Origin of the sequence: Chitinophaga sp. 22620 (genome assembly GCF_052044405.1) — a bacterium.
Taxonomy (GTDB): domain Bacteria; phylum Bacteroidota; class Bacteroidia; order Chitinophagales; family Chitinophagaceae; genus Chitinophaga.
In genome coordinates this window covers 216092-233057 of the sequence record NZ_JBQEMV010000002.1, presented here as the reverse complement: position 1 = coordinate 233057, position 16966 = coordinate 216092, and the positions used below count along the sequence as shown (strand labels likewise).

Annotated in this window: 18 protein-coding genes and 1 tRNA gene; 11 read left to right on the top strand and 8 right to left on the bottom strand. The window is 50.1% G+C overall.

Features of this window, described 5'->3' with window-relative positions; all coding sequences use genetic code 11:
* Positions 1-14: 14 nt before the first annotated feature.
* A complete protein-coding gene (locus ACTJIK_RS10510; RefSeq protein WP_440646326.1) occupies positions 15-392 on the bottom strand; it encodes a hypothetical protein in 378 nt (125 codons plus the stop codon).
* Between the two features lie 118 nt (positions 393-510).
* On the opposite strand from ACTJIK_RS10510, the gene ACTJIK_RS10505 reads away from it, so the two are divergent.
* The 7 genes from ACTJIK_RS10505 to ACTJIK_RS10475 all read left to right on the top strand — a co-directional run bounded on the left by ACTJIK_RS10505 (position 511) and on the right by ACTJIK_RS10475 (position 7735).
* Entirely contained in the window at positions 511-801 is a 291-nt protein-coding gene (locus ACTJIK_RS10505) for a hypothetical protein (protein WP_440646325.1), read from the top strand.
* Between the two features lie 61 nt (positions 802-862).
* A complete protein-coding gene (locus tag ACTJIK_RS10500; protein WP_440646324.1) occupies positions 863-1762 on the top strand; it encodes a hypothetical protein in 900 nt (299 codons plus the stop codon).
* Positions 1763-1767: 5 nt separating this feature from the next.
* Positions 1768-2970, top strand: coding sequence for an ankyrin repeat domain-containing protein (locus tag ACTJIK_RS10495; RefSeq protein ID WP_440646323.1), 1203 nt, complete (start codon positions 1768-1770; stop codon positions 2968-2970).
* A gap of 239 nt (positions 2971-3209) precedes the next feature.
* Positions 3210-4220 (top strand): right-handed parallel beta-helix repeat-containing protein, encoded by a 1011-nt coding sequence (locus ACTJIK_RS10490; protein WP_440646322.1) that lies wholly within the window; start codon positions 3210-3212, stop codon positions 4218-4220.
* Positions 4221-4337: 117 nt separating this feature from the next.
* A complete protein-coding gene (locus ACTJIK_RS10485; protein WP_440646321.1) occupies positions 4338-5672 on the top strand; it encodes a serine hydrolase in 1335 nt (444 codons plus the stop codon).
* Positions 5673-5712: 40 nt separating this feature from the next.
* Complete coding sequence (locus ACTJIK_RS10480; protein ID WP_440646320.1) at positions 5713-7194, top strand: glycoside hydrolase family 43 protein; 1482 nt, start codon at positions 5713-5715, stop codon at positions 7192-7194.
* A 49-nt stretch (positions 7195-7243) separates the two neighbouring features.
* Positions 7244-7735, top strand: coding sequence for a thioredoxin family protein (locus ACTJIK_RS10475; protein WP_440646319.1), 492 nt, complete (start codon positions 7244-7246; stop codon positions 7733-7735).
* Between the two features lie 382 nt (positions 7736-8117).
* On the opposite strand, the gene ACTJIK_RS10470 is transcribed toward ACTJIK_RS10475, so the two are convergent.
* Positions 8118-8594, bottom strand: coding sequence for a DinB family protein (locus ACTJIK_RS10470; RefSeq protein ID WP_440646318.1), 477 nt, complete (start codon positions 8592-8594; stop codon positions 8118-8120).
* 121 nt (positions 8595-8715) lie between these two features.
* Between ACTJIK_RS10470 and ACTJIK_RS10465 the strand changes: the two genes are divergently transcribed.
* Complete coding sequence (locus tag ACTJIK_RS10465; protein ID WP_440646317.1) at positions 8716-9300, top strand: Crp/Fnr family transcriptional regulator; 585 nt, start codon at positions 8716-8718, stop codon at positions 9298-9300.
* Positions 9301-9359: 59 nt separating this feature from the next.
* Positions 9360-10163 (top strand): DUF2306 domain-containing protein, encoded by an 804-nt coding sequence (locus ACTJIK_RS10460; protein WP_440646316.1) that lies wholly within the window; start codon positions 9360-9362, stop codon positions 10161-10163.
* A gap of 93 nt (positions 10164-10256) precedes the next feature.
* Here the strand turns inward: ACTJIK_RS10460 and ACTJIK_RS10455 are convergent.
* Together ACTJIK_RS10455 and ACTJIK_RS10450 are read right to left on the bottom strand one after the other, a co-directional pair.
* Positions 10257-10330, bottom strand: a tRNA-Met gene (locus ACTJIK_RS10455).
* Positions 10331-10364: 34 nt separating this feature from the next.
* Positions 10365-12446 (bottom strand): alpha-ketoacid dehydrogenase subunit alpha/beta, encoded by a 2082-nt coding sequence (locus ACTJIK_RS10450; RefSeq protein WP_440646315.1) that lies wholly within the window; start codon positions 12444-12446, stop codon positions 10365-10367.
* Positions 12447-12519: 73 nt separating this feature from the next.
* Between ACTJIK_RS10450 and ACTJIK_RS10445 the strand changes: the two genes are divergently transcribed.
* Positions 12520-12954, top strand: coding sequence for a MarR family winged helix-turn-helix transcriptional regulator (locus tag ACTJIK_RS10445; RefSeq protein WP_440646314.1), 435 nt, complete (start codon positions 12520-12522; stop codon positions 12952-12954).
* A 79-nt stretch (positions 12955-13033) separates the two neighbouring features.
* Here ACTJIK_RS10445 and ACTJIK_RS10440 read toward each other — a convergent pair whose 3' ends face one another.
* The 4 genes from ACTJIK_RS10440 to ACTJIK_RS10425 all read right to left on the bottom strand — a co-directional run bounded on the left by ACTJIK_RS10440 (position 13034) and on the right by ACTJIK_RS10425 (position 16085).
* Positions 13034-13645: a fumarylacetoacetate hydrolase family protein gene (locus tag ACTJIK_RS10440; RefSeq protein WP_440646313.1), complete on the bottom strand. Its 612-nt coding sequence runs from the start codon at positions 13643-13645 to the stop codon at positions 13034-13036.
* Positions 13646-13839: 194 nt separating this feature from the next.
* The gene (pth, locus tag ACTJIK_RS10435; RefSeq protein WP_440646312.1) at positions 13840-14415 is read right to left on the bottom strand and encodes an aminoacyl-tRNA hydrolase; all 576 of its coding nucleotides are present in this window, start codon (positions 14413-14415) and stop codon (positions 13840-13842) included.
* 92 nt (positions 14416-14507) lie between these two features.
* The gene (locus ACTJIK_RS10430) at positions 14508-15098 is read right to left on the bottom strand and encodes a 50S ribosomal protein L25 (protein ID WP_440646311.1); all 591 of its coding nucleotides are present in this window, start codon (positions 15096-15098) and stop codon (positions 14508-14510) included.
* 36 nt (positions 15099-15134) lie between these two features.
* Entirely contained in the window at positions 15135-16085 is a 951-nt protein-coding gene (locus tag ACTJIK_RS10425) for a ribose-phosphate pyrophosphokinase (protein ID WP_440646310.1), read from the bottom strand.
* A gap of 126 nt (positions 16086-16211) precedes the next feature.
* On the opposite strand from ACTJIK_RS10425, the gene radC reads away from it, so the two are divergent.
* A complete protein-coding gene (gene radC, locus ACTJIK_RS10420; RefSeq protein ID WP_440646309.1) occupies positions 16212-16964 on the top strand; it encodes a RadC family protein in 753 nt (250 codons plus the stop codon).
* Positions 16965-16966 lie beyond the last annotated feature (2 nt).

The window sequence follows — 16966 nt, the reverse complement described above, 5'->3', positions numbered from 1 at the left end:
GGCGGTGATGGTGATCATTGGCGCGTGGTAGTATCCACCGGGCTGGGGAGCGTGGAATCGGCGGGGATGGCCTGTATGCTATCCGTTGGAACTTTGGTGGTGTCTCTTGTTTTACCGGTCAGGATACTGTCTGCCTGCCCGATCGTGATCCGTTCCCCGGGAGCATAGCGGCCCCTGGGAGTGATGAGGCCCATCTTCTCCATATCTTTCCTTTCTTTTTTGCTGAACAGCTCCTGCGGGCGCTTTTCTCTTTTGAGCCCTTCTTCAAAACGGGATTCCGCCCCGATACGCGGGGGCTGGTAAACCCGTTCCTTGCGCTCAAAAACATGACTGACGCGGGCACAGCTGAACAGGAAAAGCAGGATGGTCACTATCAACAACGGAAAACGCATATTTAGTATATTTAATGCGACATGGCTTGGCTACGACTCTGTGGATTTAACGAAGCCGGGCTGCAGGTTATTGCCCTTGTGATTTTTTGTTTATATTATGATCTAAATAAGATCGGTTATGCTGTCGTTCCCATCTGCTGTTGTTTTCAAGGATACCGCATCCGGCCAAACGATCCGGTTCTTCCCGGAAGGGGAAGGTCATAAACTCGTATGGCAAGGCGGAGGCGCCGATAAGATCGGCACCTACTGGTTCCATAGCAACCAGTATGGCGATTACCTGGAAATTGCTTTTAATTACGCCAGGGAGGAGACATATTTATTCGTCGTTCTTCAAAAAGAAGGAGATGTGATCACGGGATTCAGGCTAAAGGACCGCGCAGGGCGGGAAACGGAGTTCCGGAAGCTTTGATCGTCATGATCCTCACGGATCAGGAAGTAACGCTTGTCTTTATCAACCCATAAACGAAACCATGCCCAAGACCAGATTGTACCTTTCCGCCATCCTGGCTGTCCTGTTCCAGTTTGCGCACGCGCAGGAAAAATACATCATCCCTTTTGAGATCACCGGACACAACAACCTGGCGGTAAAAGCTGTGCTGAACAACACCGATACCGTGAAGCTGATGTTCCACACAGCAGCCGGTTCGCTTACCCTGACGGAAGATGCCGTCAAAAAAATAACAAGTCTTCATTTCAACCACACAGATACCGTTAGCAGCTGGGGCGGCGGCGGCAATGCAGCCAGGTTCAGCCCCGGCAATTCCCTTCAGATCGCCGGGCTGCAATGGAATAATGTTTCCATCTGGGAAAATAAAAACTCCGGGCATGGTACCGATGGTAAATTCGGGACTGATCTTTTTGAAAACCGGGTGGTGGAAATAGATTTCGATCAAAGGCATATTGTGCTGCATAAAAACCTTCCCCGCAAATCCAGGAAATACGGGCAGCTCAGGCTGGTCTTTGAAAACGACCTTATGTTCATGGAAGCAGCCTGCCAAACCGGGAAAGGAACGCTCACCAATAAATTCCTGCTGCATTCCGGCTATTCCGGGGCGCTTCTGCTGGATGACCAGTTCGTAGCGGACCACCAACTGGGGAAAATACTGCAAACCGTGGGAGAGAAAGAGCTGAAAGATTCCTATGGCAATGTCTTAAAAACAAAAAAAGTGATGCTGCCCGCGCTGGAAATAGGCAGGCAAAAACTGCTGAACGTTCCCGCCGGCTTCTTTGAAGGCGCCATCGGCAGGCAAAAGATGAGCATTATGGGTTTCGACATCCTGAAAAGATTCAACCTCATCATCGATGCGCAAAGGACTTACATCTATCTTAAGCCCAATAGCCTGAAAAACACAAACTATATAAACGTATAGACAGTATGAACCGGAGCAATGCGACAGCGCCTGATTTTCCTATGGAATCCTTCCTCCAGGTAAAGCAGGATATCATTTCCAGCCGCCTTGAACTGGAGAAGGACACTGCGTCGTGGTCGGCTGCAAGAAAAAAATTGAGCAAAGCGGAAGCCAATGCCCTGGATGAACAGTTCAAAGCTGCATTTGAAACGCTTGCATCACTTTCCGGGTTGGAAGAAATCTTCCGGTCGTTGCAGGAACTTGTGCGGTCGGGAGCTTCCGCCACTTTATTGGGAAATGATGAGCTGGGCACTTACAACCTCGCCATGTTCATCCAGGATATTCACAAAATAACCAGTCCCGCCGGTCTTGATACCGCGAGCCGCATCACCCGGCTGACGATCACCGCGGGAGCGGATCTGCGGGCACAGAAAGCTTACGCCGGCAACGGAGGCTCCACCTGCCTGGAATGGTTGTGCATCTACCTGGCGTTAGGTACCGGTCACCCCACCTATCCTTGCAACCGCGATCAATACGCGTGTTATTATACCGTATTCCCTTGGGTGATCGATCATAAAGTTGTACCCCCCGGCTTTCATCCTTTCAGAACTTTTATCGCCTGCCTGGATAATGCTCCTGATGTAGCGGATCTGCAGGAGAAGGTCATATTAAGAGTGATGGCGCTTGGTTTTTCACCGCTCTCACCGGAGGAGCACGAGCTTCCCCCTTCATTTTTCAGCAGGGTAGCGGCTGTCAATGAGAAGTGGTTAACCACGCTTTTCCCTTTCGAGGATGATCGTCTAAAACCTTACCTGGACGGCCTGCGGGCAGATATCAACGAAGCGGCCGCTACATGCCTGGTAAACGGCTTCACCAGTAACAACAAGGCCAGGAAACATTTCAAAGCATTCTTCTCTCCCCGCCCCCACTGGCTGCTGGAATGGATGATCGCCGTTATGCCCGCATCCATCTTCAGCCTGGTGAAAAGAAATGAGCAGGACCTGCTTGCGCCCTTCCTGAAAAATTTCAAACCGGCCATAGCTGCGTTAAGAGATGCAAACGGGAATACGTTGTTGCACCAGGCCGTTTTGTCCCGCGGCACGGTGAAGAACACCATTCAGCTGTTATGCAATGCCAACCTGCCTTCCAGCGCTCTTAACAACGAAGGGCTTACACCGCTGGCGCTGGCTATGAAAAACAACCGGGCCGATCTGGCCGAGCTGCTTTAATTCCGGCAGTCCTTTCTTTTTTTTCCTCCCGGGTACTCCCTGCCCGTTTTCCGATTGTCTTATCAATAAGCAGCCCTTCCATGGCATGGCTTGTAAACTGGTCTCATGGCCGGAAAGGGCTTATTATGCTTTTTTGGAAAGGACCGGTATGCGCTTTTTTTGCGTTGATTGAATTACTCATTTTATAAATCCAAAATCAATTCGTTATGACCCGGAAAATGTATGCAAGCATACCTGTTATGTTAAAAGGAAAACTTTTCTTCTTCCTGGGAACCCTGTTGATCTTAACCGCCTGCTATAAAATGGAGGCGCCCATGTCTACAGACGACCGGTCCAGGCTCAGCAACAACCAAACCCTGACAGTACCGGAGATCTATGTGAACGATGTGGGCGCCGACGGCACAGATGCCCTGAACGATACCTGGGCATTCCAGAAAGCGATCGACTCCATGGCAGGTTTGGGCGGCGGCGTGGTGAGAGTGCGCACCGGCAATTATTATATCGACGCCGATACCGCCATCAGGATGAAAGATCATGTGGACCTGTATATGTACGACACCACCCGCAAGCTGATCGTAAGGCCTACTTCCTCCACACGCTACCATGCTATCCTGGCGGAGTTCGTTAACGATATCAGCATTTTCGGCGGCAAAATAGTCGGCGACCGCGACCAGCATACCGGCACTACGGGAGAATGGGGCATGGGCATTGCCATTTATGGCAGCACTAATGTGAAAGTGAACCGCACCTATATTGCCAACTGCTGGGGAGACGGTGTTGTAGTTGGCGCCCGCAAAAATGCCAGTAATGTGACCGTAGTAAGCCGCGATGTAACGCTGCTGAGGGTGACCAGCACCAATAACCGCCGACAGGCCCTCACCATAGGTGGCGTAAATGGGCTGGAAGTGGACAGCTGCCTGCTGACCCACACCAATGGCACCGCTCCGCAGGACGGCATCGATATTGAGCCCGACAGCGATACCGCCCAGAATGTGTATATCAGGAACTGCGAGATCGCCCATAATGTAGGGAACGGCGTGGAGATGAATGCCAAAACGACCGGCACGGCCAAGGTCAGGAACATATTCGTGACCAACAATTATGTGCATAATAACGCCTACAGCTGCTACATCCTGCATGTCCAGAACTCCACTATTAATTATAACCGGTTTGTGCTGAACAGGGTGCGCCAGCAGATCTATGCGAAGGATACGACCAATTGCGTATTTGTTCCGAATACGCATAATTGATATTCAGAAAGTACCTGTATATGAGGGCTGTTCCTTGCGGGGCGGCCCTCAATTATTTTCTTCCACTCTGTAAGTTTTTTTGCAACTCCGGCAACTAATACCGTAAAATATCAAAGTATGCAAAGGACTATAATGACCTTTTTTGCGCTTATATTTTCGGTAGCCTGTTCGGGGCAGTCGGCGTTGCTGCATAAATATCTTACGGCTCAGCACGAAAGAATCGGTTTTAACGGCGTGGTGCTGGTTACAAAAAACAACCGGGTGCTTTACCAGGAAAACATCGGGAAGGCCTCACAGGAGCTGAATGTGCCCATGAGTGCCGGCGCCGTGTTCAGGATCGCGTCTGTCAGCAAACAGTTCACCGCCATGCTGGTAGTGCTGGCGGCGCAGGAAGGCAGGCTCCGGCTGGATGATTCCCTGGCGATGTTCTTTCCCGCATTAAAGGACCCTCAATGGCGGCAGATCAACCTGAAACAGTTGTTATCCCATACATCCGGTATTCCGCATAACGAGGGCATCAGTGACTACTGGATATTAAAATCCCGCCTGCCCCTTACAAAGGAGCAGGCGCTCGCGGAAATATCCGGTATGAAGCTGCTGTTCACGCCGGGAACAGATATGAAATATTCCAGCCCCGGGTATTTCCTGCTGGCCTGCATCCTCGAAACAGTCTATCAGCGGCCCTACGCCTCCATCCTGGAAGAAAAGATATTACAGCCGCTGCAAATGAAACATTCCGGCGTATACGCCACAGGAAAGATCGTTCCGGGCATGGTATCCGCTTACCATTTACTCAACGACAGCCTCATTGTGGCGCCTCACAGGGACTTCTCGCTGATGAAAGGCTCCGGCGATCTGTATTCCACCGCGGAAGACCTGGCAAAATGGAATAACAGCTTCGCCGGTAACGATACCTGGAAGGACAGCCTGCAAAAATTGCTTTTCACCATTCATGCATCTAAAACACCAGCCTATGGCTATGGATGGTTCATCCGCGCGGATAAAAGGCGTGCGTATTTCCATGGAGGCGGCACTTTCGGATGCTCCGCTCTATCTGCCTGGTACCCGGATGAAAAAATATCGGTTGTTATCTTAAGTAATGTTTCCGTATTGCCAGTAAACGAATTGTGGAATGATATTGAAAAGATCATTTTCAATGAGCCGTTCGAATTGAGGAATGACCGTACCATTCAGATGAGCGCCGGGGAATTGGGGGTATTTACGGGGCGGTATACACAGGGAACGCAGGCGTTGAGCATTCTCCAGGCCGACGGCCGGTTGTACGCGAAACTGGGGAATAACCCGGCTTTTGAGATATTCCCTGAAGAGAAACATAAGTTCTTTGGCAGGAAGGTGAATGTGCGTTTTACTTTTCAGCTGGACGGGGAAGGGAATGTTGTGGGCGTGGAGGCAGAAGCGCAGGGGGAAAAGCGGTATTTCCGAAAGGAATAGCGCAGTAGCAGAATGTTGAAAAAATTCGTATACTGTACCCATGAAATCCTTCATTCAATGGACCTGCTGCCTGTGCCTGGCCTTTAATCATATCCATGCGCAAAACATCCTTCCCGTTATCCCGGGCGATTTTGCAGACCCATCCGTCATCAGGAAAGGGAATCAATATTATGCCGTCGGCACTTCTTCCGAATGGGCGCCGCATTTCCCGATCTTTACTTCAACCGACATGAAAAGCTGGAAACAATCCGGCTACCTCTTCCGCAAAGCTCCTGAATGGACTTCAACGTCTTTCTGGGCGCCGGAGTATTTTTATCATAACAATACATACTTCATCTATTATACGGCACGCCGCAAATCAGATAATGTATCCTGTATCGGCGTGGCCACATCCCGGTACCCCGACAAAGATTTTACAGACCATGGGATCATTATAGAATACGGAAAGGAAGCGATAGATGCTTTTGTGTTTAATGATAACGGGCAGCTGTACATTACCTGGAAAGCCTATGGATTGGATAAAAGACCGATAGAACTGCTGGGAAGCAGGCTTTCGGCTGACGGGCTCAGGCTGGAGGGGGAACCCTTTTCGCTGATGAAAGACTACGACCGGATCGGGTTGGAAGGCCAGAGCATCCTCAAAAAGGATGACTACTATTATCTTTTTTATTCGGCCGGCAATTGTTGCGGCAGGGAATGCAATTACAATGTACGGATCGCCCGGTCTGCGTCCATACAGGGTCCATATGAAAACTATGCCGGCAATCCTGCTCTAGGGGAAAATGAACAATGGAAATGTTCCGGTCACGGGACCTTTGTTACAGCCCCGGATGGCGCGTCTTACTACCTGTATCATGCCTACAATAAGTCTTCTACTGTATTTACCGGCCGCCAGGCCATGCTGGCCAAACTAACCTGGCCCGGTGCAAACGCCTGGCCGGAATTCCGGGTGCTGTCCGGAAACGCGCGCCCAGCCGGTATCAAAGATGATTTCAGGGGGAAAGTTCCTGCAAACCGCTGGCAATGGGATTTCCGGAATTCCACGCCTGTCGTGAAACAATCGGAAGGCAAGCTGCATCTGTCCGGCAGCGTGAAGCCCGGCAACGCCGCGGGCATTGTGCTCTCCGTTCGCCCGGCATCGCAGCATTACGAGATGCAGGCTGCTATAGCGAATGAAAATGATGCCGTGAAAGGCCTGGCCGTGTACGGCGACGCCAACGCGGCAATCGGGGTAGGCGTATCGGGCGGAAACGTGGAATACTGGATGGTAAAGGACAACAAACGCACGGTATTGGCATCGTTGCCCATAAAAACCGGGGCGGTAGAGCTGAAAATGAGCGTAAACAGCCAGGTAGCCGTTTCCTTCAGGCAAGGCGCCCAATGGCAGGAATTGACGCCCTCTGCGCCTGTGTCACCGGATTTTCTGCCGCCATGGGACAGAAGCCCCAGGATAGGCCTCCACTTCAGCGGTGCTGAAAATGAAGAAGCTGTATTCAGCAGATTTGAAGTGATCTATAAGTAACAACAATCTGGGATTTTTCATTAACTTCTACCCTGAAAAATCAACCATCATGAAACAGATAACGCTCCTGCTCTGCGGCATGCTCTTATGGAGTGCCGCGGTCTTTGCCCAGGCAAACCCTAAACCACAGCTCTACAATCCACAGGCAGACGCCGCGGCAGACATCCAGGCCGCAGTAAAAGAAGCTTCCGCAGCCGGCAAGCACGTATTCCTGCAAATGGGCGGGAACTGGTGCAGCTGGTGCATCGCTTTCGATAAACTGGTGAAGTCCAATGACACTTTAAAAACCTACCTGGACCAAAACTATGAAGTAGTGCATGTTAACTACAGCCAGGAGAATAAGAACGACGCCGTTTTTGCATCACTCGGCCACCCGGAGCGTTTCGGTTTCCCGGTGTTCGTGATCCTTGACGGGAAAGGCGAGCGGATCCATACCCAAAACTCTGAGTACCTGGAGGAAGGGAAAGGACATAGCAGCAGGAAAGTGCTGCAATTCTTCAAGCAGTGGTCGCCCGCGGCATTGAAGCCGGCGGAGAAGTGATGAGTAAATTTCGGGAATCAAAGTCTGGAGATCGCCGTTGCTAAGTTTAGATAATCCTTCTGACGAAACTGGCGGCTCCATTTTATGTCAGCCTATAAAAAAGGGCAACAGGGCGTCTAACAAAAACAAAAGATCCCTTTTTGACATAACAGGTATAGGCATAGCACACCCGTTCCGGCCATGGGGCCAGTTTGTGAGCCGGGCCTGGGAAGGCTGCTAATATTAAGACAATCGAAAAATGGGGAGGGAATATCCGGCAGCATCAAACCTGGAGAAAAACCGATGTCATCAAAACCTTACTGTTCTTTTGCGGGCATGGTCTTGATTGCCGGGAAGCGCTATAGGAGCAAGTCTTGGATGAGTCAGCACCGGGGGATTTATTCTATTTCCAGGCACCCATCAACCTCCTCAGCACAATGATCTCCCCGGTATGATAGCTGGTATGGTCCGCTATCAGCATGGCTTCCCTCAGCAGGTTCTGCCCGCTGCCATGTGGAAAAGGTGTGAAGAGGTCAGCTTCCGGCGCCTCCAGCAGATCGATAAACGCCTGGCGGTCCCTGGCGATTTGCGCAATGCTTTCCTCCCAGGCGGCCGCATTTTTCGGGGCATGTTCGGCTGGCCAGTAGCCATCCGGCCATTTCGGCGATTCGTAGTCAGGGTTGCGGGAAAATTCCAGTATATCCAGCTGTGTAATGCGGATATGCTCTGCCAGCTGCCATATGCTATAAGGCATGCCTTCGGGCACCTGACCTTGCAGCTGAGTGGGCAGGTCTTTTACGGCCTGCTCAAAGGTAGCATGGGCATGACCGCCGTTCAGGAGTTCTTTCAGGTTTTTGATGAGGGTGGGGACTTCTTTCATGATCGTGTTTGGTTTTGCCGGTATTGTACGAAGCAAAAATTATACCTGCGAAGAGGCTCATTAGATTACAGGTGATTTGAATTGCCCGTGACATTGCTTATATTTATAATAAACCGGGTTGATGCAACACTATCATGATACCCTTTTTGAATATATCTCCCTGATTATCGATATTCCAGAGCATGACAGGGCTCAATGCCGTGATACTTTTAAGCCATTGCGGGCAGCCAGGGATACTATGCTTGAGGTAGCCGGAAAAGTTCCGGTGCATCATAATTTCATTGTATCCGGCTTTATGCGAAAGTTTTATATCAATGATAAAGGGGAAGAAGTAACCGTCGATTTAAATAATGGCCCCCGGTTCTTTACCTCTTATTTCCCTTTTGTGAGTCAGACCATCTCCAATGAATACCTTCAATGCATTACTGATTGTGAGCTGCTTAGGATCACTAAGGCCGATGCCGACAGTTCTTCACAAACCAGCATAACACAAAAGGACTACACGATCAGGTTATTCCAGCAGATACAGGAAGAAGACAGGCAACGGATGAATGATCTGGCCACGCTTACAGCCGAGCAACGGTATATAAAGCTAATGAAGGATTGTCCGAATATAATAAAAAATGTACCTCTTAAATATATTGCGTCCTATCTCGGGATAAAACCTGAAAGTCTTAGCAGGATAAGGCGGGAAATCATTTCTTAACAATTGTTAAGCAGAAGTTCATCAGGCTGAAGTTATCTTTAATCAACCACTTCAGCGACATGAAACAAGCCATCCAAGCTATAGCTATACCTCTCTTCAGGAATGTTACCCGTTTTTGGTTTATAGTAACCTATTGTGGGCAGTTGATCTTCGCATACTATATACTAATGCTGTATTACAAATCTACTGTTCTCGGTGATTTCGAGAAGTGGAATACCGCCAGTCCGCATTTCTACACTAAAGGCGATGTTGTTGGAAACCTGATCTTTGGCTTACACGTTGCATTGGCTGCTGTAGTAACTATTCTGGGACCTTTACAATTAGTACCTAAGATCAGAAATAAAGTCCCCGGGATTCACAGGATCTGTGGCAGAATATACATTTTTTCAGCGTTCCTGATCAGTGCTGCCGGCTTATATCTCACCTGGGTAAGAGGCGCCATCGGCGGGCCATTTAGTGCTATCGGTATATCCATTAACGGACTGATCATTATCGTGTGCGCATTTTTCGCAATCAGATATGCCATGCAAAGGAATATAAAGTTGCATAATCAATGGGCTGTGCACCTGTTACTGGCAATGAGCGGTGTATGGTTATTCCGGGTATTTTTTATGCTCTGGATGGTCATTCACAGAGCTCCTGTTGGTTTTGATCCTGAAACATTTACAGGGCCCTTTTTAAATGCCCTTGCAGTATTTGTTTACATCCTTCCCCAGGCTGTAGTAGCTTTATATTTTAAAGCTAAATTTTCAAATTCCGCCAATAAAAAACTGGCGTTTTCATTACTGCTCTTTGTTATCACGATTGGCACCGCGGTAGGTACGGTGGGGGCTATCAGCGGCATGTGGCTTCCCCGGATATGATATGCTGTAATGCAATTTTAAGCACGAAAGATGAGGCATTTTAAATGAGAAAACCCGGAAAACAAATTGATAATCAATCGTTACCGGGCCTTGTAGCGAGATCGGGAGTTGAACCCGAGACCTTTGGGTTATGAATCCAACGCTCTAACCACCTGAGCTACCTCGCCATATTTTTGGAAGGCCAAAGATAGAAAAGGAAACTTAAAATTCCAGTATTTCCCGCACACAATCCGCCACTTTATCCGCCGTGGGCAGCATTTCTTTTTCCAATGCCATATTCAACGGTACGGCCGGCAGATCCAAAGCGCCTAAGGTATACACGGGCGCATCCAGCCAGCGGAAGCAGGCTTTGGATATCCTTGCCGCGAGCGATTCCGCGAAGGAGTTCGTGAGCTGCTCTTCCGTCAGCACCAGGCATTTCCCCAGCTTGCGCGCGGAAGAAAAAACCAGCTCTTCATCCAGCGGGTATAATGTTCTCAGGTCGATGATCTCCACGCGGCCGGGAAACTTCGCAGCGGCGGCTTTCGCCCAGTACACGCCCATGCCGTAAGTGATGATGGTCATGCCTTCGCCGGCTTCCAGCACGGTATTGCCTTTGCCAAGCGGGAGGATATAATCCGCGGAAGGCTCTATGGTCATGGCTTCCAGCGTGCCGGGCACTTTGCTCCAGTAAAGGCCTTTATGTTCCAGCATGATCACCGGGTTGGGATCCAGGAAAGCGGCTTTCATCAATCCTTTCAGATCGGCGGCGTTGGACGGGTAACATATCTTGATGCCTTTGATGGTGAGCAGCGTGCTTTCGATACAGCCGGAATGATAAGGCCCGCCGCCGCCATACGCGCCAATGGGGATGCGGATAAGCGTTTGCACGGGGAATTTACCCATAGACAAATAACAGCTCTTGGATATCTCCGTGACCAGCTGGTTGAAACCGGGATAGATGTAATCGGCAAACTGCACTTCCACAATGGGTTTCACGCCTACGGCAGACAAGCCTGCGGTGCTCCCGATAATATATGCTTCCTGTATGGCTGTATTAAAAACACGGTGATCTCCGAACTTCTCTGCCAGCGTAGCCGCCTCGCGGAACACGCCTCCCAGCCTGCGGCCCACGTCCTGGCCAAACAAAATGGATTCGGGATGATCGCGCATGATCTCTTCAATGGCATGCAATGCAGCATCCACCATCACCACCTTGCTGCCGCCGGAAGGCACGCGGGTACCGGTTTCCCCGGTCACGGGCGTGGGCGCGAACACATGGTCTTTTACCGTAGAAATATCCGGATCGGCACTGCCCGCGGCTTCTTCAAAAGCTTCATTCACGTCCCGTATCACTTCTTCTTCGATCAGGCGGAGGTCCGACTGATTAACCAGCAGCTGCTGCAGCCTGGGCAGCGGGTCGCGGGACAAATGTTTGGCGTAATCTTCATCCGAGCGGTACCATTCTTTTCGTACTCCTGAAGTATGATGACCGAGCAGTGGCGTGGTGGCATGCACCAGCACGGGCTTACGCGCGGAGCGCACATAACGGATGGCCGATTCCATGGCATGGTAGCTGGCTTCAAAATCACTGCCGTCTACCCGGATGCGCTCCAGGCCTTTGAAGCCTGCGGCGTATTCAAATGCGTCCATCACGCGGGCTTCATCGGCACTTACGGAAATGCCCCATTCATTATCCTGCACGAGGTAAATAATAGGAAGATCTTTCAGTACGGCAAATTGCAGGGCCTCGCTCACCTCCCCTTCCGTTACGCTGCCGTCGCCGAGGGAACAGAGCACCACGGGGCGGTCTGTTTCATGGAGCAGGCCGGCGTTTTCCAGGTATTGCACGCCCTGGGCCATGCCGGTGGTCGGTATCACCTGCATGCCGGTGGCGCTGCTCTGATGAGGGATGACAGGCTTGCCTGGCTGGCGGCTGTTGGGGTGGCAATAATAGGAACGGCCTCCGCTGAAAGGGTCTCCGGCTTTGGCCAGCAGCTGCATCATCAGCGTTTGCGGGGCGTAGCCCATGGCCAGCATCATACAGTCGTCCCGGTAATAGGGACTTACATAATCGCAGGCTTTGAGCTGCAGGCCGGCGGCGATCTGGATGGCCTCATGCCCTGCGGAGGTGGAATGCACGTATTTGCAGATGGAACGGTTGGCTTCGTACTTTTCAGACATCGTACGGGCGGTAAACATGATGCGGTACGCCTTCAGCAGCAGGGCCTGGAATTCCGGATCACGCTCCCGGTGCGTAATGGTGGCTTTAAAAGTCGGAACGCTTATGTTATCTTTAAGCACGTAACAGAGTTTTGGTGTAACCAGACTTAATATTAGTTGCTATAACAACTATTGCTACTGCAAATTAATTAATATGCACGATACTTTTGTGAGCAATCCGTCTTTTTTTAAGCTGGATGCCACCCTCAAAAAAATCCGTAACTACTGGCAGAAAAATTTCGATGCCCGGCAGATGGAAATTACTGTGGACCAGTGGTTGCTGATCGAGAACCTCTATAAACATAAACGCATAACCCACAACGAGTTAGCCCGTCTCACCTCGAAAGACATCACTACCGTGTCCCGTATTATCGAATTACTCGTGAAAAAGGAGCTGGTGGAAAGGCAGGGGTCTACGGACGACCGCCGGAAGGTATTTGTGCAGCTGACGCCCCAGGGTGTGAACAAGTATAAGGAAGTACGGCCGCTGGTGCTGGAAATGCGGAAAACAGGCTGGAACAACCTGAGCGAGAAGGATTATAATGAATTGACCCGGATACTGGATGTGATCTACGCGAACATCCCATAAAAAGAAAAAATTAAAAGGGAAAAAGTCCGGATTCTTTTTCCCTTTTAATTTTTTCTTTTTCAGGCGGCCTGCGGCAGGATTACTTTACCATGAATTCAAGCAGGCTGTCGTTCTCAATAAAAGCTTCAAGGGAATCGCCGATCTCAACGGGCCCCACTCCTTCGGGGGTGCCGGTGAATACGAGATCTCCGATGTTGAGCGTAAAGAATCTTGAGATATAGGCGATAAGCTTGTCGAATGTAAAGAGCAGGTCTTTCGTGTTTCCCTGTTGCGCAAGTTCTTTATTCTTGTACAGGCAAAAGTTAAGCTCCTTAAGATCTGTTTCTTCAGTAATGGGAATAAACTTACCCACTACGGCCGAATTATCGAACGATTTGGCAATTTCCCAGGGCAGGCCTTTCGATTTCTGTTTTTCCTGGAGGTCTCTGGCCGTGAAATCGATCCCAACGGAAATGCTGTCGTAGTACTTACTGGCAAATCTTTCCTGAATGTGTTTCCCGTTTTTTGATATCCGCAATACCAGCTCGCATTCGTAATGGAGGTTATCCGTGAATTCCGGATAATAGAAGGGATGGTTGTTTTGCAGCAGGGCATTCTTTGGTTTCATGAAAATCACGGGTTCGGAGGGCACTTCGTTCTTCAATTCTTCTGCATGTTTGGCATAGTTTCTTCCAACGCAGATAATTTTCATAATGCGTGTGTTTTGTAAGGTTAAATAAAGCCTATGGTTTTACCCATAGCCCACAATACATTGCCCATTGTGCGCACTATCACCCGGATTGGCATCCTCAATGCCCGGTGATATAACGATCAGTGGTACACGGATCATGACCTATAGCGGTTAAGGTAGGGGTACCTTTCAGGCATGAAATATACAATTTACTTCTATAATGGAAAAGTAAGGTTGTTATAATTGTTCATAGACCGCTGTAAACCAATTGAAGCAAAACTTTCGATCACTTCCGTGCATTTATCGATCTTCTGCTGCACTACAGGTTCTTCTTTTGCGGTCCATCTTCCCAGCACATAATCCACCTGCCGGCCTTTCGGAAAATCGTTGCCGATACCGAAGCGGAGACGGGGATATTGATTGGTGCCGATAGTTTCCTGTATGCTTTTCAGGCCGTTATGACCAGCGTCGCTTCCTCCGGGGCGGAGGCGGATCACTTCAAGGGGCAGCGCCAGTTCGTCCACGATCACCAGCACGTTTTCAGCCGGTATTTTTTCCTTGTCCATCCAGTACTTAACGGCTTTGCCGCTGAGGTTCATGTAAGTGGTTGGTTTTATCACTACAAGTATGCGCCCTTTCCATTTGATCTCCGCTACGTCTGCCAGCCGGTCGCTCCGGAACAGGGCGCCGTGCTTCGCAGCGAATGCATCCGCCACATCAAAACCGATGTTGTGACGGGTGTGGTGGTAATCCGTTCCGATGTTCCCTAATCCTACGATCAGATATTTCATACTTATTTGCTATGCGGTTGACAACAGGAGGCCAAAAATAAAAAGCCCGGCTGAATTTACGCCGGGCTTTGTTATATAAATATTTTGCGTATTTATTTTTTCTTGGCATCCTTCTCTGCAGCAGCTTCTTCCTGCTTCAGCTGGCGCGTCATTACAACGGAAGCAACCGGGATACGGGGAGAGTTGAGGATTTCTACACCTTCAGCTTTCACGTCTTCGACACGGATGTTTTCGTTGAGGTCCAGGTTGGTGATGTCCACTTCCAGGCTCTCACGAAGGTCTTTAGGCAGTGCCTTTACCTTCAGTGATTTCATTTTCACTACCAGTTTACCACCGCCTTTTACGCCGATGGACTGGCCGGTGAGTTTCAGCGGCAGGGTGGCAACCACTTTTTTGTCTTCCACCAGTTCCAGGAAGTCCACGTGTGTGAGCTCGTCTGTAACGGTATCAAACTGCAGGTCTTTCATGATGCAACGGAAAGTTTTACCGTCCACTTTGATCTCAGCGAGCTGAAACTCAGAAGTGTACACCAGGTTCTTGAAAGCAGTCGCAGGAGCTGAGAAGCTCACAGTTTCCGCACCCCCGTAAATAACGCAAGGCACTTTTTCCTCAGAACGGAGAAGGCGGGTGGCTTGTTTGCCGAATTCGCTCCTGAGTTGTCCTTCGATGGTTATTGTTTTCATTGTTTAAACATTTATGATATAAAAGAATACACTTGTTTATTGCATCCGGCGGTTGCTGTGAACGAACAGGCTGGTAATGGACTTGTTCTCGTGCATGTTGCGGATCGCCACTGCAAAGAGGTCTGCCACGCTGATCACTTTCACTTTCGAACTCTGCTGTTTAAGCGGGATGGTATCGCATACCACCAGTTCTTCCAGCACCGAATTTTCAATGTTCTCATACGCTTTGCCGCTGAATACGGGATGCGTACAGAACGCCCTTACGCTTCTTGCTCCTTTTTCCATCAGCAGGGCGGCTGATTTGGTAAGGGTTCCCGCCGTGTCGCATATGTCGTCTATCAATACGATATCCCGGTCCGTCACATCACCGATCACCACCATGGAGGCAATTTCGTTTGCCCTTTTGCGGTGCTTGTCGCAGATCACCATTTCAGCGTTAAAATAGCTCGCCACTTCGCGCACCCGGGTGGTAGAACCCACGTCAGGGGACGCAAAGGTAAGGTTTTTAAGCTTCAGATTCTCTATATATGGGATAAAAATGGCGGAACTATCCAGGTGGTCCACCGGGATATCAAAGAACCCCTGTATCTGCGGAGCATGCAAATCCATGGTTATCACCCTGTTAGCTCCTGCGGCGGTGAGCAGGTTGGCGATCAGTTTGGAGCCGATGGCCACACGGGGTTTGTCTTTCCTGTCTTGCCGGGCGAACCCGAAATAAGGAATAACAGCCGTAATATAGCCCGCGGAAGCGCGTTTGGCGGCATCTATCATGAGCAGCAGCTCCATGAGATTGTCAGACGGCGCGCCGGTGCCCTGGACGAGGAAAACGTAGTGGCCGCGGATGCTTTCCAGAAAAACCGGCTGAAATTCGCCGTCACTGAATTTCTGAATATTCACCTTACCCAGCCCGTTTCCATACCTGGCGGCAATACGCTCTGCCAATGCGGGATTACTGTTCCCTGTGAAAATTTTAACCGATGGATTCATGATAAAGAAAGAGGTTGCAAAACTATGACTTTATAGCGGGATATGCCAGAAAAAAAATTCGGGGGGAATGTTGAAAAGAAAATGCTAAAAATTTTAGTAAACAAAAGGGAATTTGTAAATTAGGGTATGGAAAAAAGGATGTTTGTTAACCAGGGGTTGTTGCCCCCGATCTCTACTTTTCTGCCTTCACGGTTGCCGGCCATTAAAGACTGGCCGGAAGACGACCGGCCCCGTGAAAAAGTAATGTACAATGGCGTGCGCACGCTCAGCCATGCGGAGTTGCTGGCCATCCTGATCAATTGCGGCAATAAGGAGCGCTCTGCGCTTGAGCTGGCCAAAGATATCCTCCACAGCTGCAACAATAATCTTACCGAGCTCAGCCGGCTGGATATTTCGCAGTTATGCAGTTTTCCGGGTATCGGGGTCAAGAAGGCGGTAACGATCCTGGCGGCCCTGGAGCTGTGCAGGCGCAAGCAGATCGGCCCGCTCCGGCGCAAGGCATTGGTGCGCACGGCCAGGGAGGCTTCCGGCTGGCTGCGGCCGCTGCTCACGGATCAATACTACGAGAGCTTTTACGTGCTGTTCCTCAACCATGCCAACCGCCTGCTGCATCATGCCTGCATCAGCACAGGCGGCATTACCTCCACCACCGTCGATCCGCGGGTGGTTTTCAGAACAGCGCTGAATCACAAGGCTACCAAGCTTTTCCTTGTCCACAACCACCCTTCCGGCAACCCGCGGCCCAGCCGGGCAGATGTCAGCATCACCCGCAAGCTGAAGCAGGGCGGCAATATGCTGGATATCCAGATCGTCGATCATATCATTGTTACCGAACACGGGTATTTCAGCCTTTTGGAAGACGGTCTGATGGACGATTGAGG

Bases quoted from the DNA above. Each gene is read 5' to 3' on its own strand.
- ACTJIK_RS10510 (WP_440646326.1), bottom strand. From the start codon at position 392: ATGCGTTTTCCGTTGTTGATAGTGACCATCCTGCTTTTCCTGTTCAGC.
- ACTJIK_RS10505 (WP_440646325.1), top strand. From the start codon at position 511: ATGCTGTCGTTCCCATCTGCTGTTGTTTTCAAGGATACCGCATCCGGC.
- ACTJIK_RS10500 (WP_440646324.1), top strand. From the start codon at position 863: ATGCCCAAGACCAGATTGTACCTTTCCGCCATCCTGGCTGTCCTGTTC.
- ACTJIK_RS10495 (WP_440646323.1), top strand. From the start codon at position 1,768: ATGAACCGGAGCAATGCGACAGCGCCTGATTTTCCTATGGAATCCTTC.
- ACTJIK_RS10490 (WP_440646322.1), top strand. From the start codon at position 3,210: ATGTTAAAAGGAAAACTTTTCTTCTTCCTGGGAACCCTGTTGATCTTA.
- ACTJIK_RS10485 (WP_440646321.1), top strand. From the start codon at position 4,338: ATGCAAAGGACTATAATGACCTTTTTTGCGCTTATATTTTCGGTAGCC.
- ACTJIK_RS10480 (WP_440646320.1), top strand. From the start codon at position 5,713: ATGAAATCCTTCATTCAATGGACCTGCTGCCTGTGCCTGGCCTTTAAT.
- ACTJIK_RS10475 (WP_440646319.1), top strand. From the start codon at position 7,244: ATGAAACAGATAACGCTCCTGCTCTGCGGCATGCTCTTATGGAGTGCC.
- ACTJIK_RS10470 (WP_440646318.1), bottom strand. From the start codon at position 8,594: ATGAAAGAAGTCCCCACCCTCATCAAAAACCTGAAAGAACTCCTGAAC.
- ACTJIK_RS10465 (WP_440646317.1), top strand. From the start codon at position 8,716: ATGCAACACTATCATGATACCCTTTTTGAATATATCTCCCTGATTATC.
- ACTJIK_RS10460 (WP_440646316.1), top strand. From the start codon at position 9,360: ATGAAACAAGCCATCCAAGCTATAGCTATACCTCTCTTCAGGAATGTT.
- ACTJIK_RS10445 (WP_440646314.1), top strand. From the start codon at position 12,520: ATGCACGATACTTTTGTGAGCAATCCGTCTTTTTTTAAGCTGGATGCC.
- ACTJIK_RS10440 (WP_440646313.1), bottom strand. From the start codon at position 13,645: ATGAAAATTATCTGCGTTGGAAGAAACTATGCCAAACATGCAGAAGAA.
- pth (WP_440646312.1), bottom strand. From the start codon at position 14,415: ATGAAATATCTGATCGTAGGATTAGGGAACATCGGAACGGATTACCAC.
- ACTJIK_RS10430 (WP_440646311.1), bottom strand. From the start codon at position 15,098: ATGAAAACAATAACCATCGAAGGACAACTCAGGAGCGAATTCGGCAAA.
- ACTJIK_RS10425 (WP_440646310.1), bottom strand. From the start codon at position 16,085: ATGAATCCATCGGTTAAAATTTTCACAGGGAACAGTAATCCCGCATTG.
- radC (WP_440646309.1), top strand. From the start codon at position 16,212: ATGGAAAAAAGGATGTTTGTTAACCAGGGGTTGTTGCCCCCGATCTCT.